This window comes from Tenacibaculum sp. 1_MG-2023, from assembly GCF_030547425.1.
In the GTDB taxonomy this organism is placed as follows: Bacteria; Bacteroidota; Bacteroidia; order Flavobacteriales; family Flavobacteriaceae; genus Polaribacter.
The window spans coordinates 1-24,347 of the sequence record NZ_JAUORH010000013.1 but is presented as its reverse complement, the minus strand read 5'-3'; the positions used below and the strand labels follow the sequence as shown (position 1 = coordinate 24,347).

The following is a 24,347-nucleotide window of genomic DNA, read 5'->3' as shown; positions in this document are numbered from 1 at the left end:
ACACTTAGAATGAAAAAACAAAAAAGACGTAAATTAGATATTGCTGTAATATCAGATGTACACTTAGGCACTTTCGGTTGTAGAGCTACTGAGCTAAACAATTACCTAAAAACCATTAATCCTAAGGTTTTAATTTTAAATGGTGATATTATTGATATTTGGCAATTTAACAAACGGTATTTTCCTAAGCCTCACATGAAAATCATCAAACAACTGATGAATTTTATTACCTCTGGAACAAAAGTCTACTATATCACAGGAAACCATGATGAAATGCTACGAAGATTTAAAGGGTTTCGTTTAGGAAGCTTTGAAATCGTAAACAAAGTGGTTTTAGATATCGATGGTAAAAAAGGGTGGTTTTTCCACGGAGATGTTTTTGATGTTACCATGCAACACTCTAAATGGCTTGCTAAACTAGGCGGTATGGGTTATGATTTTTTAATTCTGATTAACACCGTTGTAAACTGGATAAGTCATAAAATGGGTTATGGCAGATTATCTTTCTCTAAAAAAATTAAAAATAGCGTAAAAAGTGCTCTTAAATTTATTAACAATTTTGAAACCACTGCTGCCGACATTGCTATCGATGAAGGATACGATTATGTGGTATGCGGACATATTCATCAACCAGAAATAAGAACTATCAAAACTGAAAAAGGAAGTACTACTTACTTAAATTCTGGCGATTGGATTGAAAATTTAACAGCTTTAGAATATAAAAATAAAGCGTGGTCTTTATATGAATATGAAAAAGATGAGATAGCTGAAAATATTCATTTAGACTACCCTATAAAAGATTTAGAGCTAATTAGTTCTGAACACAATAATAGCGAACTTTTTACAGAGCTTCTCAAAGAGTTTAATATTAAAACCCAATAACCATGAAGCCCATAATGGCATTATGTTAGGAAATGGTCAGTACCTACTAAATAGGTAATTTTCTGAAAACAACCAATTACAAAAAATTTAAAAAGATGAAAATATTATATGCTTTTCAAGGAACAGGAAACGGACATGCAAGTAGAGCCTTAGAGATAATTCCACATTTACAGAGACGTGGTGATGTTGATATATTGGTTAGCGGGTCACAATATGAAATAGGACTTCCTTTCGATATAAAATATAAACTACATGGCTTGGGGTTCTTTTTTGGTAAAAAGGGTGGAATTGATCTAATTAACACCTTAAAAGACTTAAACCTAAAGAAAGTTTACAAAGAAATTAAAACACTTCCCGTAAAAGAGTACGATTTAGTTATCAACGATTTTGAGCCTATCTCAGCTTGGGCATGTTTATTTAGAAATGTCCCCATTATTTCTTTGAGCAATCAAAATGCTTTGTTAAACGAAAAAAACTCTGCTTTTAAAAGGTTTAGGTTAGAGCGTTTGATTATTAAATACTATGCACCTGCAAAAAATAAATTCGGATTTCATTTTAAAACTCATTCATCTTCAACCTTCTTACCTATTATCCGTAAGGAAATTCGCTATAGAAACATTACAAACAAAGGACATTACACAGTGTATTTACCATCTTATAGTGATGAAAAAATAATCAAAGTACTTTCAAAAATAAAAGACATAAAATGGCAAGTCTTTTCTAAGAAAACTAAAGAACATCAATTCTTTCATAATATTACCATCCTACCAATAAACGACGATGCTTTTATTCGTAGCATGGCTTCTGCTAAAGGAATAGTTTGTGGTGCCGGTTTTGCAACACCTACAGAGGCTTTATACTTACGTAAAAAACTATTGGTTATTCCAATGAAAAATCAGTACGAACAACAATGCAACGCTGTTACTTTAAAAGAAATGGGAGTTACAGTCGTAAAAAAACTAAGTAAAAAACAGCTTCCTAAAATTGAAAAGTGGATTAACTCTAACAAAATTATTGAAGTCCACTACCCTGATGTTACTGAAGATATGTTAGATGCAATCATTTTACCGTATTACAACAAAACTATTTTACCAGAAATTACCATTGAATAGTTGTTGCACCTATACTTTGTAAAAAATCGTTGGTTTTAGAAAAATGTTTGTTACCAAACCAATACCCACGATTGGCGCTCAATGGTGATGGATGCCCTGAGGTTAAAATGTGATGCTTATTTTTATCAATCAGTTTTGCTTTTTTCTTTGCAAAACCACCCCAAAGTAAAAACACTACATCTTTTTTTTCTTCGGATATTTTCTGAATCACAGCATCGGTGAACTGCTCCCATCCTTGTTTTTGGTGGCTTCCTGCCTCCCCTGCTCTAACCGTTAAAGTAGCGTTTAACAATAACACCCCTTGTTTTGCCCAACGCGATAAATCACCACTTTTTGGATATGGAATATGTATGTCCTTTTCTATCTCCTTAAAAATATTGATCAGCGATGGCGGATGTGAAATTCCATCATGAACCGAGAAGCACAGTCCGTTCGCCTGCCCTACCCCATGATATGGATCTTGACCTAAAATCACCACCTTTAAATCGTCTAATGAGCAAAAATCAAACGCTGCGAAAATATCTGAACCTTTTGGAAAACATGTATGTTTTGTGTATTCATTTTTAACAAAATTGGTAAGACTCTCAAAATATGGTTTCTCAAATTCTGGTTGTAAAATATTTTTCCAACTATCATTAATTTTTACTTGCATTGTTTGTTATTTTTGTGGTTCTCAAAAAATATGTCAGTTCGAGTGATTTTCTGACAAAGGAAGAAAAATGTATCGAGAACTCTTTACATCTCGATACAAATTTGTTTGTTCCTCACAAATTAACTCGATGTGACAATTAAAAACAAAAATAGAAATTTGATAGTGAGTATTACAGAAAAAACACTTCAAGATTTAGAATTCACAACGGTTTTAGAACAAGTTGCAACGCATTGTATTTCTAGTTTAGGAAAAGAGAAAACAATGCAAATTCAGCCTATTTCAAACAAAAAAAAGTTATTTTTTGAACTGAATATGGTTAATGAATATTTGTCTTCTTTTGAAAACGAAAACAGAATTCCGAATCATTATTTTGAAGATGTTTCTGAAGAAATTAAACGACTTGCTATTGAAAATAGTTTTTTAGAAACAGATGGTTTCTTAAAAGTTGCTTCAGTTTCAGAAACTGTAAATGAACAAAAGAAGTTTTTAAAAAAATTTCAAACCTACTACCCTACACTGTTTGCTCTGAGTGATGAAGTTGAGTTTACTACCATTATTGTAGATAGTATTAAGAAAGTTATTACTCCATTCGGTGAAGTTGCCGACAATGCGTCTCCTACCTTAAAACAAATACGAAAGGAAATTGGCTCAGTAAGAGGCAAAATTTCTGAAAGTTTTTCACGTGCCTTAAGTAAAAATATAGCTAGCGGATATTTAGATGATATTAAAGAAACTGTTGTTGACAACCAGCGTGTATTAGCGGTTTTGGCTATGCACCGACGTAAAATAAAAGGGAGTCTATTAGGTTCATCAAAATCAGGAAATATTGTTTATATCGCTCCACAAGCAACACTTTCGTATAGTAGAGAATTACAAAATTTGTTATATGAAGAAAAACAAGAAATAGTACGCATATTAAGAGCTTTAGCCAGTGAAATTAGGCCTTTTACACCACTATTAACTGAATACGTTTCATTTTTAGCGCATTTAGATATGGTTGGTGCGAAAGCAAAATATGCTAAGACGATTAACGGATTACTCCCAAAAATTACCAAAGAGAAAAAGGTGTTTTTCAAAAATGCTTTCCACCCTATTTTATGGCAAAAAAATAAAGCTAAGAACATTGAAACGATACCGCAAACTATTCAATTAAGTGAACAACAACAAATTATTGTTATTTCAGGTCCCAATGCTGGAGGAAAAAGCATCACTTTAAAAACTATTGGCTTACTACAAGCTATGCTACAAAGCGGTTTGTTAATCCCGGTACATGAACGTAGCGAAACCACACTTTTCAGCACCATTTTAACAGATATTGGAGACAACCAATCTATTGAAAACCAATTAAGCACGTACAGTTACCGTCTAAAAAACATGCGCTTTTTTCTTAGAAAATGTAACGAAAATACCTTGTTTTTAATTGATGAATTTGGTACAGGGTCTGACCCTGAATTAGGTGGAGCTTTAGCTGAAATTTTCTTAGAAGAATTTTATGAGAAAAAAGCCTTCGGTATTATTACTACGCACTATGCTAATTTAAAAGTATTGGCAGATGAATTAGATAATGTTGCTAATGCTAACATGCAATTCGATGAACGAACTTTAGAACCATTGTATAAATTATATGTTGGACAAGCAGGAAGTTCTTTCACCTTTGAGGTAGCACAGAAAAATGGAATTCCGTACAGTTTAATCAACCGTGCTAAAAAACGTGTAGAAACAGAAAAGATTCGTTTAGATAAAACGATTTCTAAACTTCAAAAAGAGCGAAATCGTTTGCAAAAAACTTCTGAAAGTTTAAACAAACAAAAATCAAAAGGACAAGAACATATTGAAAACCTACAGGAAAAAGAGCTTAAAATACGTGAAAAACTAGAAGGTTTTCAAGAATTATATGATAACAATCAACGTATGCTTTCGTTAGGTAGAAAGATTAATGAGTTATTGAACAAGTACTTTCAAACCAACAATAAAAAAGAATTGTCAACTAACTTTTTTAAATGGGTAACCGCTGAAAAAACAAAACATTTAAAAAAGAATCCGCCACAAAAGAAAACTAAAATAGAAAAAAAACAAGAAAAAGCAGCAACACAGAAGCAGCAAGAAGCTATTAAAAAGGTAGAAAAAGAAGTGCTACAAAAAGTTGTGAAGGTTCGGGAAGAAAAAGAAAAAGAAGCCGAAAAAATTGCCAAAGAAAAAGCTGCTTATATTTTTAAAATAGGAGATCGTGTTCGTTTAGTTGATGGAAATGCCGTAGGTACTATTGATAAAGTAGAAAAGAAAAAAGCGTTTATTAATTACGGGATGTTCACCACTGAAGCTAAAATTGAACAGTTAGAATTGGTTGAACGTGCAAAAAAGTAGCCTTTTAGTTGTAAATACAGTTACGAAAGGCTTCACGAGATATCCTAATTAACTCAAAAATTCTAACATCTATACCTTCCTAAAAAGTTTGTAACTTTAAAACTGTGACTAACGATCATAAGAATTCATTCTATTTAGTGACAAAAAAACAAAAAATGAGAAAATAATCACAAAGAACTATCCCAATAGCTTTAGAGAAACTGAACTTTTGGAATATTTAAAGGTTATAGGAATAGAAAAATTGGTAATAAGTGGAATGATGACACATATGTGCATAAATGCGACAATAAGAGCTGCAAAAGATTTCGGATTTGAATGTATTGTAATAAGTGATGCCTGTGCTACAAAAGACCTTGAAATCAATACCGAAATAGTTAAAACAAAAGAAGTTCAAAAAGCATTTTTAGGAGCTTTAAATTATTATTATTCGACGGTTTTAACTACTGAACAGTTTCTAAACGAGTAAAAAACTATATAATTTAGAATAGCTGTAAGTAATTATTCCTTCTTACCTATTTCTGAAATATTCAACTTGTGATGTATATTTCCAAAGTTTAGTACTGTCCTCGAGACAGCACATCGTTTAACATAAAACAATAAAGTGAAATTAAAACAAAAAAGAAAACTAATAACGTATTTAAACGTTTTAGATCAACCTATTCGGTTCAATCCTTTTGTCTTTAGTCGAATTTTTCTATTATGGGCTCTACTTGGGCTGTTAGGGGGGATAATAGCTGGAGTTTATTGGATTGGACTTGAATTTTTATCACACTATTTAGCTGTTTTTAATGGTTGGAAAGTGATTCCTCTGATGGGTATTTGTGGACTTTTAGCAGGTTTGATAATTCACTTTATTGGTGACCCTGGAGAAATACATTTAATAGTAAACAATATTAGGTTTAATAAAGGAAAACTTAACCCTAAGAATAATCCATCAATGGTTCTCTCTTCTTTGTTATGTGTTGCATCAGGAGGAAGTCTTGGACCCGAAGCACCATTGGTTCAAGTGACAGGATCAACAGGAACTTGGATAGGCAAATTATTCCGTCTAAAAGGAGAAGAATTACGGTCATTAAGTATTGCAGGTATGGCTTCAGGGTTTACAGCTTTATTTGGCGCTCCTTTGGGAGGTAGTCTCTTTTCATTAGAAATACTTCACCACAAACACGCAGTTGAATATTACAAAGCAATTATTCCGGCATTTGTTTCTAGTTGTTTTAGTTTTTTAGTTTTTGCTTTAATAATTCATTTAGGACTTGGCCCTGTTTGGGACTTATCTGCTTATGAATATTCAGGAATGTTTGATTTTGGCTATGCTGTTTTATTTGCTATTATCGGTGCTACTTTTGGCTGGGTTTTTATTTTTTGTACTAAATTTTTCAAATCTATTTTTGAAAAAAAGCCAATACCCATTTATATCAAAACACTGATTGGAGGAATTATACTTGGTATTATAGCCTTTTATCTTCCAATAACAAGATACTTTGGACACCACGAGATTAACGAGTTACTTTTGGGAAATTTCTCCCTGAGTTTATTGTTTGCAATTTTAATATTTAAGATAGTTGCTATTTCAATAACCGTTACATCGGGTTGGAGAGGTGGATTTATTATTCCTCTTTTTTTCGTAGGAGCAACATTAGGTATAATCATCCATCAACTATTTCCATCAATAAATTTGACTTTAGCAATAGTTAGCTGTATGGCAGCAATAAACGCTTGCGTAACTCGAACACCAATGAGTACAACAATTCTACTTGCTACTTTAACAGGGTTTGGTCATTTCATCCCTATACTATTTGCAAGTTTAACAGGATATTTTTTAGCCCCAAGAATACCTTTTATAGGTTCTCAAATGAATAAAGAGTAAAAAACATATTATTAAAACCTTGTATATTTTCACAGATAATAAACCTTAATAAACAAGTTGACATCAATTTTAAAATAAAAACATGACTCCAAACATAAAAAACTTTTCTCTGAGTTAGAGGAATATGAAAAAGAAGGAACAGATTCTATGGATTGGGTTGAACACGCTCATCAAGCTATCGATGAAGATATTATTAAGAATCTCAATGAAAAAGATTGGATTTATTTAAAAGACAATTACAAAAATAAATCAGATAATATGAAATCTCTTATTGCAGGACATATTCACCTAAGTAATGTAAACCTTGCTGAGATTGAGCTACAAACACTAACAAAAATGGTAATACATGAGTAATTTGATATTGATTATAAAGCTCTTAGGGAAATTATTTTTAGCTTTGTAACTTCAGGAAGAGATTATAGTACAAACCAAAATTTTATCAAGAAAGAACTTAAAAAGGGGGGGCTTATCTAAAGAGTCTACCTCTCTGATTAAAAGTTTTTTTACTACAAGCTTTATTAATAATAACCTTATCTATTGCAAAAGATGGAACTGTGACAGATAAAAACGGAACTGTAATCACAACAATAGGAGTAGATAATATACTTCAAGATTCAGAAGGTAAAACTCTAATTAAAATTGACGAAAACGGAAAAATGGACAATGGTTCAGAAACTTTTATCGAATGGTCTGAAAATGGTGAGTTAATGAGAGGAAATGAAAGTACAGGAATAAAAATATCACCTGTTAAAAATGACACGTATAGAAATGCTTCAATTGTGTTCTTCTTATATTCTAGTTTTGGAAGTTAACCATCAATAACAAACAAAAAGCTCAAATTGTAAAAATTTACAGTTTGAGCTTTTCTTATACTATTTTTTATAATTGCTTAAAACAATTCCTCAACTTCAATAGTTAAGTTATTAATAAAGTTTTCTGCTTTTTTAATGTCGTTATGCAATACTCTGTCATCATTTACTATAGGTACATCTTGTCTAAACATACTTACAAAAGAAGTTAAAAATTCAGAAGTGTTATTTTTTCTAAAAGAAAGTCCTTGAGAAGCATTCATCAATTCAATAGCTAATACAGAACATACATTATCTATTACCTTTTTAGCTTTAACAGCCCCGTTAGCTCCCATACTTACGTGGTCTTCTTGTCCGTTACTTGACACGATAGAATCTACACTAGATGGTGTACAAAGTTGCTTGTTTGCACTTACAATACTTGCTGCTGTATACTGTGGAATCATAAATCCGCTATTTAATCCTGGATTAGACACCAAAAAGTCAGGTAATCCTCTTAAACCAGAAACTAACTGGTAGGTTCTTCTTTCAGAAATATTTCCTAATTCGGCAATTGCAATCGCTAAATAATCTAATGCTAAAGCAAGTGGCTGCCCGTGGAAATTTCCTCCTGAAACAATAATATCTTCATCAACAAAAACATTTGGGTTATCTGTTACTGAATTTATTTCTGTTATGAATGTTTTCTTTACAAACTCTAGTGTATCTTTTGTTGCACCATGAACTTGTGGCATACATCTGAAAGAATAAGGATCTTGTACGTGTTCTTTTGGTTGCTTAATTAACTCACTCCCTTCTAATACTTCTTTAATACGTTTAGCTGTAGCTAACTGTCCGTTATGTGGACGCACTAAATGAATCAACTCATTAAAAGGTTCAATTCGTCCGTCAAAAGCTTCTAAAGAAATCGAACCAATAACATCAGCTAAGTATGAAAGTTTATACGCTTTTAATAAATTATGAACACCATAAGCACTCATAAATTGAGTTCCGTTTAACAGTGCTAAACCTTCTTTAGATTGTAAGTTTATTTTCTCCCATCCAAATTTTTCTAATAAACTTTCTCCAGAAACTCGTTCACCAGAAACATACACTTCTCCTAAACCAATTAATGGTAATGAAAGGTGCGCTAACGGTGCTAAATCACCAGATGCCCCCAACGAACCTTGTGTATATACAACTGGAAAAATATCGTTATTGTAAAACTCTATTAAACGCTCAACTGTAGCCAACTGTACTCCAGAATGACCATAGCTTAACGATTGTATTTTTAGCAACAACATTAACTTTACAATTTCTTGTGGCACTTCATCACCTGTTCCACAAGCATGGCTCATTACTAAGTTTTCTTGAAGTTGTTGCAAATTATCTCCACTAATCTTAACATTACACAATGAACCAAACCCTGTATTGATTCCATAAATTGGATCACTATGAATTTTCATTTTTTTGTCAAGATAGGCGCGGCATTTTAATATCTTTTCAGTTGATTCTTCTGATAAAGAAAGTTTTTTATCTAGTAATAAAATACCATGAATATCTTCTAAACCTACTGGTTGTGAATTTATTATATGTGTAGTATCCATTTTAATATTTTTAAGATGTACAAAGAACCAAAAAAAAGATAAAACTCCAAGGTGATTTTTTGTAAAAAATAAAGCTTAGTTTAAATAAAATGTTAATTTCTTTGATAAAAAAGTTAAAAAAAGTAACTTCGGCGCCTTAAACACCATATTTTCACTAAACATTAAACAATGAAAAAACTAGTACTTTTAGTCCTCTTAGGAGTTACCATAATTTCATGTAAAAAGGAAGAGAAACCTGTTAAAGACTACTTAGTTTTGACTGGAAAGATTGACAACTTCAAAAAAAGAAATGTTACTTTAAATGGCTTTCAGTTTGAAAAGAAAATAAAGTTTGATAAAAAAACTGGTTCTTTTATCGATACTCTTAAAATTAATAGAAATGGGTATTACACGTTAGTTTATAATACTAAACCTATTAAAACTATCAATTTATATTTAACAAAAACTGATGATACAGGTATTGTCTTTGATTACGATAACCCTGACTTTATTAATTTTGAAGGTACTAACAAAAGAATAAATAGTTACCTTCATGAAAAACAAAAAACTTGGCCTGAAATACTTGTTAGTGCTAATCAATATTTTGCTTTAGAAGAAGAAGAGTTTTTAGCAAAAACTAATGAATATAAAGATGCTGTAACCGAAGCTTCTATCTCTAAACAATTACCTGCTGATTTTTTAAAAAAAGAAGTAAAAAACATTGACTATGAATGTTTAAGAAACTTATATAATTATCAAGATTATCACAGAACGTTAACAGGAAATAAAGATTTCACTGTTTCTGAAAATTTTCCTGACCCACTAGAAAACTTTAACTATAGTGGTGGCGACTATACTACTTCATACTTCTATAGAGTAATGTTAGAAACTGAGTTAAACAACATAGCTAAAGAAAAAAACAAAGAAGGTGAAGATTTATACTTGACTTATTTAGAAACTGTACAAACTGAAGTTACCGATACAATTGCTAAAAATGATTTATTATATAATAGTGCTGAAAGCAGTATAACATACACCAGTGACTTAAAAGAGTTTTACAGAAAATTTATGGCATATTCTACAAATGAAACACATAAAAAAGAAATTACTAAAGACTACGATCTTTTAAAAACTACTGCTAAAGGGCAACCTGCACCTAAATTTACAAACTATGTAAACTATAATGGCGGAACAACTTCTTTTGATGATTTATTAGGCCATGGGAAGTACTTATATATTGATGTTTGGGCTACTTGGTGTGCGTATTGTAAAAGAGAAATTCCTTTGTTAAAGCGATTAGAGCAAGAATACCATGGTAAAAACATTGAGTTTGTAAGTATTAATGTTGACGCGAAGGGTAATGACGACAAATGGAAAGAAACCATTCAAGACAGAGAGATGACTGGTATACAGTTAATGGCAGGTGATAGTCACTTAAAATTAGAGTGGGCACAAAACTTCTTAATTAAAGGATTACCAAGATTTATTTTAATAGATCCTGAAGGTAATATTGTAAGTCCTAATGCTCCTGCTCCATCACAGGGAGAGCGTTTAATCAATATGTTTGAAGAGTTAGGTATTTAAACTTAAAAAACTAACACAAACTAAAAAAGCAGCTAAAATTTAATTTAGCTGCTTTTTATATTCAATACTACTTTATAGGTTATAATTAAAACCTATTATCTCCATCTAAAATATCTCCTAAACCACCTAAAACACTTCCTTCTCCTCTATCTCCTTTGCCTGTTTGAGGCGCCATTGCTAACACTCTACCTGCTAATCTGCTAAATGGTAATGATTGAATATATACAGTTCCTGGACCTCTAAGCTTAGCAAAGAATAATCCTTCTCCTCCAAAAATGGTGTTTTTTATCCCTCCAACAAACTCAATATCATAATCAACACCTTGTGTAAAACCTACTATACACCCTGTATCTACCTTTAAAACTTCCCCAGGCTGTAAGACCTTTTTTGCCATGGTACCACCTGCATGTACAAAACCAATACCATCTCCTTCCATTTTTTGCATAATAAATCCTTCTCCTCCAAACAATCCTCTACCTAAGCGTTTTGAAAACTCTACCCCGATAGACACACCCTTAGCTGCACATAAAAAAGCATCTTTTTGACAAATAAACTTCCCACCAAACTCAGTTAAATCAATCGGGATTATTTTCCCAGGATATGGTGATGCAAAAGATACTTGTTTTTTTCCTTGACCATCGTTTGTAAATACAGTCATAAACAAGCTTTCTCCTGTTAATATTCGTTTTCCTGCTGAAAAAATCTTTCCTAACAATCCTTTTTCTTGGTTTGAACCGTCTCCAAAAATCGTATTCATTTTTACATCGGCATCCATCATCATAAAGCTACCACTTTCAGCAACTACTCCTTCTTGCGGATCTAATTCTATTTCTACATACTGCATTTCTTCTCCAAAAATGCGATAATCTATTTCGTGTGCATTCATAATTTTTGTTTTTATATTTATAAGAAGAGTTTTTTATTGTTTTGTTACAAATGATTCTTTCTCTCCTAATATTTTAAGCATATCTAAAGCTTTAAAAGTTACTTCTTTCCTTTCTTTATTAAAAAAGCTCATATCGAAGCTCTTTTTTGGAACTACATTTGTCGCAAAGAAATAAGCTTTGTTTTTAACCAAAACATAACCAACAAACCAACCATTATCTACTTCACCTTTTACTGACCAACCTGTTTTACCCCTCAGTACATACTGGTTATTTTTAGACATTATTATCATATTTTTCATGATACTATCAGTACGCTCACTAATAAGTAACTCTGAATTATGTAGTCGTTTTAAAAATTCTATTTGTTTAAATTGATTGATCTTCGATTTTCCCTCTAACCAAAAATTATCTAAAGTCGTTTCGTTTACATCCATTGAACCAAAATCTAACTTTGCTAAATTAGATTTCATTCTATCTACTCCAATTTTTCTAGCAACTTCTTGATAACAGGGCACACAAGAATGATGAAATGCTTCTTTTAACGTTAAATCTTGTTCCCAAACTTTTAGATATCTAGATTCTCCATTCCATTTAAAAATTACACTATCATTTTTAACTACACCTGTTTCTAAAGCAATGATAGAATTCGGAATTTTAAATGTTGATGCAGGTAAGTTTCCTTTTTCACACCAATCAAAATCATTTGAATAATAAATATCTTTACTCAAATCATATACCAGTATAGCGCCTTCTAACTTTGTGCTATCAAGAATTTCTTGAAACTGATTATTAACTACAAGCTTTGCTTCTACCTTCTCTTTTTTACTCTTTTTTTCATTTTTACAAGAGAGCAGTAATACAATAATTATAAAACCCCAACTAAACCTCATCTTAAACTAATTTTTAGCTTTTAAACTCCATTCGTATTCGAATTTCGAAACTGAAATTCCCTCCTCGTTAAAACCTTCAGAAGTAACAGTTATTGTTTGTCCTTCTCCTGTTTCAATTGCTTTTTGAATAGTTGCTCTTATTAACTCTCCTTCATTACATTCAAAACGAATTTTACCCGTTGCCTTTTTAGTAAACGTTCCATTCATATTGGTTACTAACATCGAAATCTTTCTATTTGACGCATCTATTTCTTTCATTACCAAAATACCTGTTGATAACTCCGACGCCATTCCTTGCACCGCCCAAAACATCGATTTAAATGGATTTTGATTTACCCATCTATAGGTAACTTTAACCACTGCTGCATTATTTGTAAGTGACTTTAATCGCACTCCTGTAAAAAAAGCTGAGGGTAACTTGAATAATAAAAAGGCATTGACTTTTCGAGGTGTAAACTTCATTTTTTCAGTATTTACAGGCAATGTACAGCTTTTTATTTAATTATTTAGTTTGAAGTAAATGTTAAATCTTGTTAAATCTTAGTACTATGTATTGCATAATACCTTTTAAAAGACATATATTTGCAATGTACAGTATTATATAAATCATTTCACTATGCAACATAATAACCAAAACACCAATGCCTTTTTAATACATATTGCTGCTTTTGCAGGATATTTATTTCCTTTAGGTAGTATACTTACCCCGCTTATATTATGGCAAACTTTAAAGGAAAGAAGTCATTTTTTAGATGAGCATGGTAAAGAAGCTGTTAACTTTAACATCAGTTATAGTCTATACATTTTTATACTAGGTCTTTCCTTTATTCCTTTTTTCTTCGGAAGTCTTTTTAACGGATTTAATGGTGTAGATATCGATTTTGGTGGACATCATGGACATGGAGGATTGTTTGGCTTTTTTGGATTTGCTTCAATAGTAAGCATTGTTGCTCTTATTAAAGTAGCACTAATAATTATAGCAGCTATGAAAGCTAACAAAGGCGAAATGTATCATTATCCGCTTACAATAAAATTTATAAAATAACCCATAAACCGCATTACATGAAGATAGAAAATACAAAAGCACAAATGCGTAAGGGCGTTTTAGAATATTGCATCTTATCTATTCTACAAAAAGGAGATGCTTATACCTCTGAAATACTCTCTAGCCTTAAAAGTGCAGAAATGATTGTGGTTGAAGGAACCATATATCCGTTACTTACCCGCTTAAAAAATGCAGGATTATTAAGTTACAGATGGGAAGAATCAACCTCTGGACCTCCAAGAAAATATTACGTACTCACTGAAAATGGCGGAATGTTTTTAAAAGAATTAAATAAAACATGGTATAATTTAGTAAACGCAGTAAACCAAGTAACAAGTACAAAATCAACTAAAGATGAATAAGACAATAAATATAAACCTAGGCGGATTTTTCTTCCATATAGATGAAATTGCCTATCAGAAATTAAAACGATACTTAGACGCCATCGCTCGTTCGTTAAGTAACGATCCGCAAGGAAAAAATGAAATTATAGCAGATATCGAAGCTCGTATTAGTGAGTTATTATCTGAAAGAATTACCGATGCTCGTCAAGTAGTAAATGAAAACGATATTGAAGAAATTATTGCTATCATGGGACAACCAGAGGATTATGCAGAGGCTGAAGAAGGGTATAACGAGAATACCTCTTACAACTACAACAGAAACACCTCTAGCAAAAAAATGTTTAGAGATGGTGATGACAAGTTTTTAGGAGGAGTTTGTTCTGGACTAGGACATTATTTTAATATTGATGTTGTTTGGATTCGTTTAGCTTTCCTTATTTTAACATTAGCAGGGTTTGGTTTCGGAATTATAGGATATATCATTTTATGGGTTATTTTGCCTGAAGCTAAAACTACCTCAGAAAAATTACAGATGGAAGGTGAAGCTGTAAATATTGATAATATTGAAAAAAAAATTCGTAACGAATTTGAAAACCTTTCTTCAAAAGTAAAGGAAGGCGCCCATGATTTATCGGATAAAATTTCCAATGCTGATTATCAAAAACTACGTAACCAAACTAAATCTGGTTTTCAGGATTTCATAGACACTATCGGTAAAATTTTATTAGCCATATTTAAAGTGTTTGGTAAATTCATGGGCGTATTATTAATATTTATCGCTGGTATTACCATCATCTCATTATTGTTGGGCTTATTTTCGGTAGGAAGCTTAGAAATCTTAAATTTTGATGGAGATATGATTCACTACCCTCCTTTCTTCTACGATTCGGCAATGCCTAAATGGTTGTTAATGACATTTGTTTTCTTTTTAATAGGAATTCCTTTTGTTGTCTTATTTATTTTAGGATTACGAATTTTATCTCCTAATGTTAAAAGACTCGGTATTACTACAGTTTTAACATTATTCGGGCTTTGGCTAATTTCCTTATTAGCTATTGGGTTCTCTGGTATTGAATATTTTACCACTCATGCTTATGATGGTGCACATATTTCAAAACACAGCATTACATACGATAAAGAAGAGCCACTAAAACTAAGAATAGTAAACGATGACAATATTTATTACCAACACAGTTTACGAAATCGTGATAATTCAATATCTGTTCATGTAAATGATAAAGAAATGAAATACTCTAACGATATAAATATAGATGTTCGTAAGAGTGAAACAGGCAGTGCATATATAGAAATCAAAAAAACTTCAGAAGGAAGAAAACGTAACGATGCTAATAATAATGCTGAAGCGATTCAGTACAATTTTAAAACGGCTAACAATACTATTGTTTTTGATGCCTTTTTTATTAGCGAATACAAAAACATGTGGAAAGATGAAGAAATTGATGCTGTTTTATACATTCCTGAAGGAACAACTATATATTTTGAAGGTTCGTCTCGTAACTTTTTAGATGATGTAAAAAACGTTCAAAATGTATACGATCGTGATATGGCTAATCATCATTTTAAAATGACATCTAAAGGTTTTGAATGTATGGATTGTGATGATGAAGATATCAATAATAATGATTCTGATAATTGGGACTCTAGTAACGACGATGATGTAAGTTTTTTATTTGATAGTACTATAAATAATGTAAAAGCTGAATTAATTATTACTAAAGAAACTACTAAAAAAGAATTAGAAAAACTTGCTGACTGGTTTAAAAAACGTAAAAATATTGACATCGATTTTTCTGGTTCTGATTTTTATCCTGATGGAAAAATTAAAACCTATTCTTTAACTGTAGACTGTAACGACGGATTTAATGGTAACAGTGCCTATAAAGGAGTAATAATCAATAACAGTAAACACGGATTTACGAGAAAGTATAACGAAGAAGATAAAAGCTTAGCTTTTAAAATTTGGTAAATACATAAACTGAAAAACTATGAACGATTTATTTGATTTCTTCTTTAAGGGTAACTTTTTTATAAAAATAGTTACCCTACTATATACACTATTGCTTTCTTGGGTAATGAACGGACAAGTACAAAAAATTCCAAATTACAAGCCTGTTGATATTGACTTACACAATCAAATTGTAAAAATGGATAGCATTTTTTTCAATGCTTACAATACATGTGATATGAAAGTGCAATCTAATATTTTAAGTGATGATATTGAGTTTTTTCATGATAAAGGAGGTTTATCTACTTCTAAAAGTGAAATTATTGCTGCTACTAAAAAAAATATTTGTGGCAAGGTTACTCGTACCTTAATAAAAGGGAGCATTGAAGTGTATCCTATAAATAATTATGGAGCTGTAGAAATTGGATATCATACGTTTTTTAATAATAGAGAACCTAATGCTAAGTCTACTCCTAGTAAGTTTATAGCTATTTGGAAAAAAGAAAACGCTCAATGGTTAATGACAAAAGTAATTAGCCTACATTAATTTGTTGAGACCAAAAAATAAGAGATACATCTTATTTTAATTATCGTAACAATATTAAAAACATTAGTTCATTGGTTTAGCTAACTCCGATGACACTAATACTTGGTTTTATTAATTAAGCCAAAGCAGTACAGCTTTGGCTTTTTCTTTGTATGAAAAAGTCAATAATTAAAATACTAAAACCTATATCTTTGCTTAAAATTTTCCTTGTATGAGTTTAACCATTGAGAACATTTTATTAATAGGATCTTTATTACTTTTAATAAGTATTATTGTCGGAAAAACATCATATAAATTTGGGGTTCCTACCTTATTGTTATTCTTAAGTATTGGAATGCTAGCTGGCTCTGATGGTATTGGAGGTATTATTTTTAACGATCCAAAAGCTGCTCAATTTATAGGAATTGTTTCTTTAAATTTTATTTTATTTTCAGGGGGATTAGACACCAATTGGAAAGCAGTAAAACCAATTCTTAAAGAAGGTTTAGTACTCTCTACTTTAGGTGTATTACTTACGGCAGTTTCCTTAGGGCTATTTGTTTGGAATGTTACCAATTTTACAATTTATGAAAGCTTGCTACTAGGCGCCATTGTTTCTTCTACCGATGCAGCTGCAGTATTCTCTATTTTACGTTCTAAAAACTTAGCATTAAGAGAAAATTTGCGTCCTACCTTAGAATTAGAAAGTGGTAGTAACGACCCTATGGCATATGTATTAACTATTGCTTTTTTAACATTAGTTACCAACCAAGATCAAAGTATTACTTCAATTATTCCTTTATTCTTACAACAAATGATTTTTGGAGCTATTACAGGTTTTTTATTTGGAATGTTAAGTAAAACTATAATTAATAGTATTAAGCTTGATTTTGAAGGATTATATCCTGTTTTAGTAATTGCGCTTATGTTTATTACCTTCTCATTTAGTGATTTTATAGGCGGCAACGGGTTCCTTGCCATTTATATATGTGCTGTTTATTTAGGAAATCAAAACTTAATACATAAAAAAACCATCTTAAAAATGTTTGATGGTTTAGCTTGGTTAATGCAAATTGTACTCTTCCTAACATTAGGCCTGCTTGTTTTTCCTTCAGAAATAATTCCTTACTTAGGTATTGGACTTATAATCTCTTTATTCTTAATTTTTATTGCTCGTCCCGTAGGTGTTTTTATTAGTTTGCTTTTTTTTAAAATGAAATTAAGAAGACGCTTTTATATTTCATGGGTTGGTTTACGTGGAGCAGTTCCTATAGTATTTGCTACCTATCCTCTTTTAGCTGGTATAGATAAAGCTAATATTATTTTTAATATTGTTTTTTTTATTTCTGTTACTTCCATATTAATACAAGGTACTACATTAAGTATTGTTGCTAAATGGTTAAATGTTGCCTTACCAGAAGAAACAAAGAAATTGAGTGCTACTGATATGCTCTTAGAAGAAAACCCAAAAGCTTTAATGGAAGAAATTGTAATTACTAAATCGTGTGCTGCTGTAGGTAAAAAAATTGTAGAATTGAATTTCCCTAAAAATGCAATAATTGCCATGATAAAAAGAGAAGGAAGTTATATTACTCCCAATGGCTCTACTACAATAAATGCTTCTGACATTTTAATTGTCCTTGCTGATAAAATTACTATTTTTAAAGAAGTTAATAGTAGCCTTAAAAACCAATAGTAAATCAGTTTTATTTTAAATATTAAATTACCTTTGTGGCATGAATAAGTTGTTAAGGTTTTTAAACGTACTATTTGTAACAGTAGTGTATTTTTATGCTATTAGTTATATCCAAAAAAATCAATCTTTTTCTAAAGTTTTTGGAAGCGATAATTCTTCTCATGAAAAATACATTAAAAAGCTCTATACCAAAGCTTTATACCGTACTTCCGAATCAGAAAACCTTTCAAACTACTTTAACAACCTTCCCACAACAAATGCAAAAAATTCATTTTCTGGATTTGGTATAACTTTAAAATCTATTGAATTATTTTTCAACAGAAAATACCTTCAATATACCTTACTATCAAGAAGTATATTAATAAATCACAGAAAGTCCGATTTAATTTTTCCTTTTCATTATCACTGGTGAAGCTTCATTTAGTTTTTACAGTGAATTAATCAAACTCATCATTAAAAAATAATACTCTTTATAAATTAAAGAGTAAAACTTAATACAATTAATTTAAAAATAAAATGGACTTAGGAACCACAATTGTTGGTGCTACGCTATTAGTTATGTGTGTAGCTCCCTTTATACTCGTACGCAAAAAACAATTAACAAAAAGGAATAAAAAACTCCAAGCACTACATACTCTTTCGCAAGAGTATAATTGTACCATACAAGAGCATGAATTTTGTAACGATTTTGTTTTGGGGATTGATAAAACAAAAAAAACTCTTTTCTTTTACAAACAATCTCAAGAAAACACATATAGTAAAATTATTGATTTACAAACTATTGAAGAATGTACAGTTGTAAAAAAAACAAGAAGTATAAATGATAGAACACTCTCTTTAATACAACTTAACTTCATTAATGCTAGTAAAAAAGATAATATTAGTATTACAATTTATAATGAAGAAACAGACCTTCTAATAAGTAATGAATTATTAATTGCCAATAAATGGTCTCTCTTAATTAACAGTAATTTAAAAGAATAGTAAATTACTAACAAACTACCTAAGCCTTAAATTCTTTAAGGCTTAGGTTTTAATTAAACTCTTTTTATGCTTGCCATATACCTTTTTTATGAATATTTTCGACAAAAATTATAGTTATAAATTAACTGCTATTTAAATACAAAAAGGAATAGAACAATCAGCCTAAAGTTTATTCGTTCTTTCTATTATCCAAAACCACTATGAAAACAGTTCACATAATAAACTTTAAACACCTACTCCCTGTACTATTTTTACTGACTATTAGTTGCTCAACTAAAAATAAAACAGATGAAGAACTACTTGAAAAAGACAAAATTGAATTAAAAGAAAACTTAGATTCTTATAAAATAGCAACGTATAAATTTGGTAAAATTCTAATCAGATCTTCAGCAGAAAAAGATACTATTTCTACAGAATTTCAGTCTTTTAAAAAAGATCTTGATAGGATTTTTAATAAAGTTGTAAAATATAATATTGAAAACCCAGAAAATTTATCACTCTTAGATTACATTTTAATATACCGTGATTATAAAAAAATGGAAGACTTCATTATGAAAACTGATGAGGATATTTTTCCAACATTAGTAGATTCTTTTAATCTAATTTACGGAGATTCTATAAGTAAAAAAAGAGAATACTATAAAGGAAAGAAAAAAGAATATGTTCAAAATATAGAACACGCTGCTCTAAGTGCAATTGTAATATTAAGTAAAGACTTAGGTAAGGAAGTATCACTTTACGAATGCACAAAAACAAACCCAGAATTACTTCCTAACTCTGAAATTAAAACATTACTACAATACTTTAGAGGTTTCCTTTTTTTTGAAAAAGGGCTCTATTACTTATCCGAAGATGAAATTTCAAGAAACATTAATTGGTTAAATAATAATAAAAGTGTGGATTTACCTTATACAAGAGCTTTCTTTCAATGGGGAAATCTTGATAATAAAAACACTCATTTGGGGCTTCATTCTTTAAATCATTTATTTAGAGGTTTTGACCGATTGATGATGGAAAGAGAAATTGATGAAAAACGCGCACTTGAAGATTTTGAAGCATTTTTAAAAGACGCTAATAAAATTGGTTTAAATAATGAAATTACCTGGTCGATAGAAACCTATTTATATTTAAAAAACGAAGAAAACGAAAAGGCTATTGCTTCTTTAACCAAACTTAAAACAAGTGACTTTCTTTCTTCAGAAGATAAAAAAAGAATAGATGAATCTATTGAATATGTTAAGAACAGAGAATCAGATAAGGTCTTAAATGGTTTTTATGATAAATTCTTTTTAAGTAAAATCGCTACAAAATACATGTATGCAATTTTATCTAAAGTAGATTGGGGAAAAGTCATGAAGAAACAAAACGTTCCCCATACAGATGAAATATTTAAAACCATTGACAATCTGAAAAGTTTTATTGATAACTTAAAAAAGTATGCTAGTACAGAGGACTTAAAAAACAAAGGGAAAAGTCTCTGGAACAAAACAAAAGAACTAGCTAAGTAATATTGGTTATAGTTCTTTAAAAAAGAAACACATAATATATTAAAACACTTAAAAATTAAAATGGGAAAAATTAAAATTGAGAGCACAGTTGGAGCTAAAATTTATGCTAACGAAAAAGAACTAGGTCTAATAAAAAGAGAAGACAAAGAATATGAATTAGAAAATGGCAAATATGAAATTTATGCCAAAGCGTCTTGGTGTGGTAGTCAAAAAATCAACATAAATGTTACTGATGACAAAACCGTAACCTTAACTCTTAACAGTTTTAAATATGAGGGAATTATAAGAACAGTTATGATGTTACTTGTTGCTTTATTTATGTTTTCAAAAAGTCTTATTTTTCTGATTCTTGCTGGAGTTATTATTCTATACCCTTTGTATTATATATCATTCGGAAAAGATAATTACTTAGAATTAACTGAGAGAATAAATTAGATATAACAAAACGAAATGCCTCAATACATATTTAACCTATCCTTACAAAAACTAACTATTAATTTATGCTAAAAAATAAAGTATATTTTGCTGGACCTCTTTTTAATGAAGCTGAAAGAGCTTTTAATCAAAACCTTACATCTAAAATAGAAAATATTGGTTTTACAGTTTTTTTACCTCAACGAGACGGTGCTGAATTAGACAAGCCTCCTTTCGATGGTATGACTCAAACCGAGAGAAATAAAGCTATATTTAATCTAGATATAAAACAAATATTAAATTGTGATATTTTTTTATTTGTTCTAGATGGTCGAGTTCCAGATGAGGGTGCTTGCTTTGAGCTTGGTATTGCATACAGTAATAAAAAACATATAATCGGCCTTCATACTGATATGAGAGCTTCCTTTATCGATTCTAAATTAAATGCTATGATAGAAGGTTCTTTTGATAAAATTTTCACTTCAAAACAAGAAACAATAGATTACCTTATTAATTTAAACAAAAATTAATAAAATAACACTCTAATACAATAGCTATGAATTACAAAATAATAAAACTACTCTTTGACCCTAGAGAAACTATTAATAAAGAAGAATTTTTATTTGGGATAATAGTTCTATTCTTTTTTGCTTTTAGTTTCATTAGTGATTTTACTATAAATGCTAGTATAATGTCAATTATAAGCTCAAAAAGTGTACACTTGCTAGCTACACATCAAGTTATAAAACCATTTACTATACCTAATTTACCTATAAGTTTTATTTTATTTTACAGTGCTGTAATTTTAGCTATTAAACGAGTAAAAGATTTACAATCTAAATTATGGATAGGTGTAGTGGTAGGAATATTCATATTTCTTTTTTTTGATGCTCTCTTTTTTAAAACAACTACTAGCACAGGTATATTTTCTAATTTATTGGGATTCGAAATTGATAATCAAATAAAGATTTTTCATATTTCAAGTATGCTTTTTTATGTTGTTATAGGAATAGGCTCAATACTATTCCTTTCTATTCTTAAAGGAACTAAATCTTATATAAAAGATGTCTATAAGAAAGGAAGTTTAACTATTAATCAATTTATTAAACAATTAGGTATATGGTTTATAGCAACATTTTTCGGTCTTATCATAACTACTCTACTATTCAACACTAACAAAAGTATAGCTACTTTAAGTTACGGTAGTTTTTTACCTCTCTTAATTGTAATATGTATACTTTTTATATGGTATTTAAAACTGGTTTACATGAGATTAAAAAACACAACTTTCTCTTTTCTCAAGTACCTCATTTGTTTAATAGCTTATGTTATAGGTCTTACTTCTGTCATTATGATAATTTTTAAAGTTGACAACTTAAACTATATAAACATGTCATTAACTTTTTTCTCAGTTATTAGTATCGCATTTTCATTTATAAACCTTTCTTTATTTTTGTTAGATAAAGATTCTAAGCCATTGGTATTTGGAACCGAAAAACAAGATTAATGAAACAATTTTCAGAAATTTCCAAATTCTTCGAAACTGAGTTTCCTTTAAATCAACACGGACTTGATGAACTATTTAGTCTATTTAAAGTAGAAAAACATGCTAAAGGAACTATTTTACTTCAAGAAAACTCCAAAGAAAACAAGTTACGTTTTTTAAATAATGGAATTGTAAGAGAGTATTACGCAAATGAAGACAAGGAAGTCAATATTAACTTTTACATAAAACCTCAGTTTATATCCGATTTACTAACTTTTAGTCAAAATACTACTACCAAGAAAAATCAAGAGACCTTAATTTCTGTAGAAATTTTAAGTATTGAAAGACAAGCTTTTTTTAATTTGTTAGAAAAGTATCAATGTGGTAAAACCTTTGTTGATGCCTCTTTTCAAAAACTATTAAAACAAAAAGAAAAATTAGAATTTAATCGCATAACAAAATCACCTGAAGAATTATACAACGAGTTATTCATTTACAAACCTGAATGGATACAAAACATACCTCAATATCACTTAGCTTCATACTTAAATATAACTCCAGAAACGTTAAGTAGAATTAAAAAACGGATTTCTTGATTTGAATCAATGAAAACAAATAGTATATAAAAGACATTTGCATAACTAAAATGTTATACAATGTTACACATACATCAAATAAGAAACGCTACTATAATTATTGAAACTGAAAAAGAGGTTATTCTTGTAGATCCTATGTTAGGTAACCAAGGAATTATGCCTTCTTTTACACTATTCAGACATAAAGCCAGAAAGAATCCAACTGTTCCTCTTCCTATAGAAACACATATACTTCTTAAAAAAGTAACCCATTGCTTAATAACCCATCAACATCCTGACCATATAGATAATGCAGGCGTACAATTTCTAATAAAAAATAACATTCCTGTTACCTGTAGTGTAAAAGATGAAAAAGCTTTTAAAAAGAGAGGATTAAACATTGTGCAAAGTCTAAAATATTGGGAAAAACAACCCTTTTTAGGAGGTGAAATTGAAGGAATACCTGCTAAACATGGTTATGGCTTTGTAGCTAAACTTATGGGAAATGTACTTGGTTTTTACATAAAGTTACCCAATAAAAAAACTATTTACCTAAGCTCTGATACTATTTATACTGATGCTGTGCATAATGTATTGACTAATTATAAACCAGATGTTAATGTTTTAGCTTGCGGGGCTGCTCAGTTTGATGTTTTCAAACAACTTATTATGAGCGTAGAAGATATTCTTCAATTTATAAAAAATTCTTCAGGCTTAGTCATTGCTAATCATATGGAAGCTATAAACCATTGCCCATTAACCCGAAAAAAGCTTAAAATTATACTAAAACAACATAACTTACTTGATAAGACTTCTACTCCTGAAGATGGTGAAACTGTTTTTATCAATTAAAAATACTTATCTACCTGTGGTTTTCTCTTTCTTTAGTTTTGAACTTCTCCCAAATTAATTATAGAACTTTGAACTTGGTAAAAAAATAGTAGGTTTGGATGTACTAATATTTATGTCCAACCCGTTGTGCATTTTAAATAATGCTAATTTTAATATTGTTAATATTTCTATCAAAAACAAATTTATTGATGTATTGAATTATTGTTAAGGCAGCTATTTTAAATAGTATTATCGTCTTAAACCCTTGAAAATTAAACTAATCACAGAGTTGAGAAAATAATGTTTCTATTCTTTTTCTTGATTTTCTAAAGATATATGGTTGCATTTTGTAATTCA

Annotated in this window: 26 protein-coding genes and 1 pseudogene; 21 read left to right on the top strand and 6 right to left on the bottom strand. The window is 30.1% G+C overall.

The annotated features are described in order from the left end of the window. Positions 1 to 9 precede the first annotated feature (9 nt). Both Q4517_RS10115 and Q4517_RS10110 read left to right on the top strand, forming a co-directional pair. Positions 10 to 882 carry a UDP-2,3-diacylglucosamine diphosphatase gene (locus Q4517_RS10115; protein WP_303508772.1) on the top strand — a complete coding sequence of 291 codons (873 nt, stop codon included), beginning with the start codon at positions 10 to 12 and terminating at the stop codon, positions 880 to 882. Between the two features lie 95 nt (positions 883 to 977). Further along, entirely contained in the window at positions 978 to 1,994 is a 1,017-nt protein-coding gene (locus Q4517_RS10110; protein WP_303508770.1) for a glycosyltransferase family protein, read from the top strand. On the opposite strand, the gene Q4517_RS10105 is transcribed toward Q4517_RS10110, so the two are convergent. Beyond that, a complete protein-coding gene (locus Q4517_RS10105; RefSeq protein WP_303508769.1) occupies positions 1,981 to 2,646 on the bottom strand; it encodes a uracil-DNA glycosylase in 666 nt (221 codons plus the stop codon). The genes Q4517_RS10110 and Q4517_RS10105 overlap by 14 nt on opposite strands. A 159-nt stretch (positions 2,647 to 2,805) precedes the next feature. Here Q4517_RS10105 and Q4517_RS10100 point away from each other — a divergent pair, with 159 nt between their 5' ends. From Q4517_RS10100 to Q4517_RS10080, 5 genes are all read left to right on the top strand, one after another. Beyond that, the gene (locus tag Q4517_RS10100; RefSeq protein WP_303508966.1) at positions 2,806 to 5,010 is read left to right on the top strand and encodes an endonuclease MutS2; all 2,205 of its coding nucleotides are present in this window, start codon (positions 2,806 to 2,808) and stop codon (positions 5,008 to 5,010) included. A 127-nt stretch (positions 5,011 to 5,137) separates the two neighbouring features. Beyond that, the gene (locus Q4517_RS10095; RefSeq protein WP_303508964.1) at positions 5,138 to 5,476 is read left to right on the top strand and encodes an isochorismatase family protein; all 339 of its coding nucleotides are present in this window, start codon (positions 5,138 to 5,140) and stop codon (positions 5,474 to 5,476) included. Between the two features lie 135 nt (positions 5,477 to 5,611). Beyond that, positions 5,612 to 6,880 (top strand): chloride channel protein, encoded by a 1,269-nt coding sequence (locus tag Q4517_RS10090; protein ID WP_303508767.1) that lies wholly within the window; start codon positions 5,612 to 5,614, stop codon positions 6,878 to 6,880. A 147-nt stretch (positions 6,881 to 7,027) separates the two neighbouring features. Beyond that, positions 7,028 to 7,234, top strand: a complete 207-nt coding sequence (locus tag Q4517_RS10085; RefSeq protein WP_303508766.1) for a hypothetical protein — start codon at positions 7,028 to 7,030, stop codon at positions 7,232 to 7,234. Between the two features lie 200 nt (positions 7,235 to 7,434). Beyond that, positions 7,435 to 7,692: a hypothetical protein gene (locus tag Q4517_RS10080; RefSeq protein ID WP_303508764.1), complete on the top strand. Its 258-nt coding sequence runs from the start codon at positions 7,435 to 7,437 to the stop codon at positions 7,690 to 7,692. A gap of 77 nt (positions 7,693 to 7,769) precedes the next feature. Here the strand turns inward: Q4517_RS10080 and hutH are convergent, their stop codons facing one another. Further along, on the bottom strand, positions 7,770 to 9,275 hold the full coding sequence (gene hutH, locus Q4517_RS10075; RefSeq protein ID WP_303508761.1) for a histidine ammonia-lyase: 1,506 nt from the start codon (positions 9,273 to 9,275) through the stop codon (positions 7,770 to 7,772). A 168-nt stretch (positions 9,276 to 9,443) separates the two neighbouring features. Here hutH and Q4517_RS10070 point away from each other — a divergent pair, with 168 nt between their 5' ends. Next, entirely contained in the window at positions 9,444 to 10,838 is a 1,395-nt protein-coding gene (locus tag Q4517_RS10070; RefSeq protein ID WP_303508758.1) for a TlpA disulfide reductase family protein, read from the top strand. Positions 10,839 to 10,923: 85 nt separating this feature from the next. Here Q4517_RS10070 and Q4517_RS10065 read toward each other — a convergent pair whose 3' ends face one another. The 3 genes from Q4517_RS10065 to Q4517_RS10055 are packed head-to-tail and all read right to left on the bottom strand — an operon-like array spanning position 10,924 to position 13,098. Further along, the gene (locus Q4517_RS10065; protein ID WP_303508756.1) at positions 10,924 to 11,724 is read right to left on the bottom strand and encodes a TIGR00266 family protein; all 801 of its coding nucleotides are present in this window, start codon (positions 11,722 to 11,724) and stop codon (positions 10,924 to 10,926) included. 33 nt (positions 11,725 to 11,757) lie between these two features. Beyond that, on the bottom strand, positions 11,758 to 12,615 hold the full coding sequence (gene blaOXA / locus Q4517_RS10060) for a class D beta-lactamase (protein ID WP_303508753.1): 858 nt from the start codon (positions 12,613 to 12,615) through the stop codon (positions 11,758 to 11,760). A gap of 6 nt (positions 12,616 to 12,621) precedes the next feature. After that, positions 12,622 to 13,098, bottom strand: coding sequence for a DUF4442 domain-containing protein (locus tag Q4517_RS10055; RefSeq protein WP_368506467.1), 477 nt, complete (start codon positions 13,096 to 13,098; stop codon positions 12,622 to 12,624). Between the two features lie 133 nt (positions 13,099 to 13,231). On the opposite strand from Q4517_RS10055, the gene Q4517_RS10050 reads away from it, so the two are divergent. The 13 genes from Q4517_RS10050 (at position 13,232) to Q4517_RS09990 (ending at position 24,011) form a co-directional block, all read left to right on the top strand. Further along, positions 13,232 to 13,660 (top strand): DUF4870 domain-containing protein, encoded by a 429-nt coding sequence (locus Q4517_RS10050; RefSeq protein ID WP_303508750.1) that lies wholly within the window; start codon positions 13,232 to 13,234, stop codon positions 13,658 to 13,660. Between the two features lie 17 nt (positions 13,661 to 13,677). Continuing rightward, positions 13,678 to 14,022, top strand: coding sequence for a PadR family transcriptional regulator (locus Q4517_RS10045; RefSeq protein ID WP_303508748.1), 345 nt, complete (start codon positions 13,678 to 13,680; stop codon positions 14,020 to 14,022). Beyond that, positions 14,015 to 15,991, top strand: coding sequence for a PspC domain-containing protein (locus Q4517_RS10040; RefSeq protein WP_303508746.1), 1,977 nt, complete (start codon positions 14,015 to 14,017; stop codon positions 15,989 to 15,991). Before Q4517_RS10045 ends, Q4517_RS10040 begins: the two co-directional genes overlap by 8 nt. A gap of 19 nt (positions 15,992 to 16,010) precedes the next feature. Next, positions 16,011 to 16,517, top strand: coding sequence for a nuclear transport factor 2 family protein (locus Q4517_RS10035; RefSeq protein WP_303508742.1), 507 nt, complete (start codon positions 16,011 to 16,013; stop codon positions 16,515 to 16,517). A gap of 211 nt (positions 16,518 to 16,728) precedes the next feature. After that, the gene (locus tag Q4517_RS10030) at positions 16,729 to 18,192 is read left to right on the top strand and encodes a potassium/proton antiporter (protein WP_303508739.1); all 1,464 of its coding nucleotides are present in this window, start codon (positions 16,729 to 16,731) and stop codon (positions 18,190 to 18,192) included. A 40-nt stretch (positions 18,193 to 18,232) separates the two neighbouring features. Beyond that, positions 18,233 to 18,604 carry a DUF4214 domain-containing protein gene (locus tag Q4517_RS10025; protein ID WP_303508736.1) on the top strand — a complete coding sequence of 124 codons (372 nt, stop codon included), beginning with the start codon at positions 18,233 to 18,235 and terminating at the stop codon, positions 18,602 to 18,604. A 104-nt stretch (positions 18,605 to 18,708) separates the two neighbouring features. After that, positions 18,709 to 19,176, top strand: coding sequence for a hypothetical protein (locus Q4517_RS10020; protein ID WP_303508733.1), 468 nt, complete (start codon positions 18,709 to 18,711; stop codon positions 19,174 to 19,176). Between the two features lie 200 nt (positions 19,177 to 19,376). Next, positions 19,377 to 20,684 carry a short-chain dehydrogenase gene (locus Q4517_RS10015; RefSeq protein ID WP_303508730.1) on the top strand — a complete coding sequence of 436 codons (1,308 nt, stop codon included), beginning with the start codon at positions 19,377 to 19,379 and terminating at the stop codon, positions 20,682 to 20,684. Positions 20,685 to 20,744: 60 nt separating this feature from the next. Beyond that, positions 20,745 to 21,119: a hypothetical protein gene (locus tag Q4517_RS10010; protein WP_303508728.1), complete on the top strand. Its 375-nt coding sequence runs from the start codon at positions 20,745 to 20,747 to the stop codon at positions 21,117 to 21,119. Positions 21,120 to 21,184: 65 nt separating this feature from the next. Beyond that, positions 21,185 to 21,628: a nucleoside 2-deoxyribosyltransferase gene (locus Q4517_RS10005; protein WP_303508726.1), complete on the top strand. Its 444-nt coding sequence runs from the start codon at positions 21,185 to 21,187 to the stop codon at positions 21,626 to 21,628. A 26-nt stretch (positions 21,629 to 21,654) separates the two neighbouring features. Continuing rightward, a complete protein-coding gene (locus Q4517_RS10000) occupies positions 21,655 to 22,605 on the top strand; it encodes a hypothetical protein (protein ID WP_303508723.1) in 951 nt (316 codons plus the stop codon). Continuing rightward, the gene (locus tag Q4517_RS09995; protein WP_303508719.1) at positions 22,605 to 23,180 is read left to right on the top strand and encodes a Crp/Fnr family transcriptional regulator; all 576 of its coding nucleotides are present in this window, start codon (positions 22,605 to 22,607) and stop codon (positions 23,178 to 23,180) included. The genes Q4517_RS10000 and Q4517_RS09995 overlap by 1 nt, the downstream gene beginning before the upstream one ends. 60 nt (positions 23,181 to 23,240) lie before the next feature. Then, entirely contained in the window at positions 23,241 to 24,011 is a 771-nt protein-coding gene (locus tag Q4517_RS09990; protein WP_303508716.1) for an MBL fold metallo-hydrolase, read from the top strand. 133 nt (positions 24,012 to 24,144) lie between these two features. On the opposite strand, the pseudogene Q4517_RS09985 reads toward Q4517_RS09990, so the two are convergent. Continuing rightward, positions 24,145 to 24,347, bottom strand: a pseudogene (locus Q4517_RS09985) (IS982 family transposase); the annotation flags it as partial.

Bases quoted from the DNA above. Each gene is read 5' to 3' on its own strand.
- Q4517_RS10115 (WP_303508772.1), top strand. From the start codon at position 10: ATGAAAAAACAAAAAAGACGTAAATTAGATATTGCTGTAATATCAGAT.
- Q4517_RS10110 (WP_303508770.1), top strand. From the start codon at position 978: ATGAAAATATTATATGCTTTTCAAGGAACAGGAAACGGACATGCAAGT.
- Q4517_RS10105 (WP_303508769.1), bottom strand. From the start codon at position 2,646: ATGCAAGTAAAAATTAATGATAGTTGGAAAAATATTTTACAACCAGAA.
- Q4517_RS10085 (WP_303508766.1), top strand. From the start codon at position 7,028: ATGGATTGGGTTGAACACGCTCATCAAGCTATCGATGAAGATATTATT.
- hutH (WP_303508761.1), bottom strand. From the start codon at position 9,275: ATGGATACTACACATATAATAAATTCACAACCAGTAGGTTTAGAAGAT.
- Q4517_RS10070 (WP_303508758.1), top strand. From the start codon at position 9,444: ATGAAAAAACTAGTACTTTTAGTCCTCTTAGGAGTTACCATAATTTCA.
- Q4517_RS10065 (WP_303508756.1), bottom strand. From the start codon at position 11,724: ATGAATGCACACGAAATAGATTATCGCATTTTTGGAGAAGAAATGCAG.
- blaOXA (WP_303508753.1), bottom strand. From the start codon at position 12,615: ATGAGGTTTAGTTGGGGTTTTATAATTATTGTATTACTGCTCTCTTGT.
- Q4517_RS10050 (WP_303508750.1), top strand. From the start codon at position 13,232: ATGCAACATAATAACCAAAACACCAATGCCTTTTTAATACATATTGCT.
- Q4517_RS10045 (WP_303508748.1), top strand. From the start codon at position 13,678: ATGAAGATAGAAAATACAAAAGCACAAATGCGTAAGGGCGTTTTAGAA.
- Q4517_RS10040 (WP_303508746.1), top strand. From the start codon at position 14,015: ATGAATAAGACAATAAATATAAACCTAGGCGGATTTTTCTTCCATATA.
- Q4517_RS10035 (WP_303508742.1), top strand. From the start codon at position 16,011: ATGAACGATTTATTTGATTTCTTCTTTAAGGGTAACTTTTTTATAAAA.
- Q4517_RS10030 (WP_303508739.1), top strand. From the start codon at position 16,729: ATGAGTTTAACCATTGAGAACATTTTATTAATAGGATCTTTATTACTT.
- Q4517_RS10025 (WP_303508736.1), top strand. From the start codon at position 18,233: ATGAATAAGTTGTTAAGGTTTTTAAACGTACTATTTGTAACAGTAGTG.
- Q4517_RS10020 (WP_303508733.1), top strand. From the start codon at position 18,709: ATGGACTTAGGAACCACAATTGTTGGTGCTACGCTATTAGTTATGTGT.
- Q4517_RS10015 (WP_303508730.1), top strand. From the start codon at position 19,377: ATGAAAACAGTTCACATAATAAACTTTAAACACCTACTCCCTGTACTA.
- Q4517_RS10010 (WP_303508728.1), top strand. From the start codon at position 20,745: ATGGGAAAAATTAAAATTGAGAGCACAGTTGGAGCTAAAATTTATGCT.
- Q4517_RS10005 (WP_303508726.1), top strand. From the start codon at position 21,185: ATGCTAAAAAATAAAGTATATTTTGCTGGACCTCTTTTTAATGAAGCT.
- Q4517_RS10000 (WP_303508723.1), top strand. From the start codon at position 21,655: ATGAATTACAAAATAATAAAACTACTCTTTGACCCTAGAGAAACTATT.
- Q4517_RS09995 (WP_303508719.1), top strand. From the start codon at position 22,605: ATGAAACAATTTTCAGAAATTTCCAAATTCTTCGAAACTGAGTTTCCT.
- Q4517_RS09990 (WP_303508716.1), top strand. From the start codon at position 23,241: ATGTTACACATACATCAAATAAGAAACGCTACTATAATTATTGAAACT.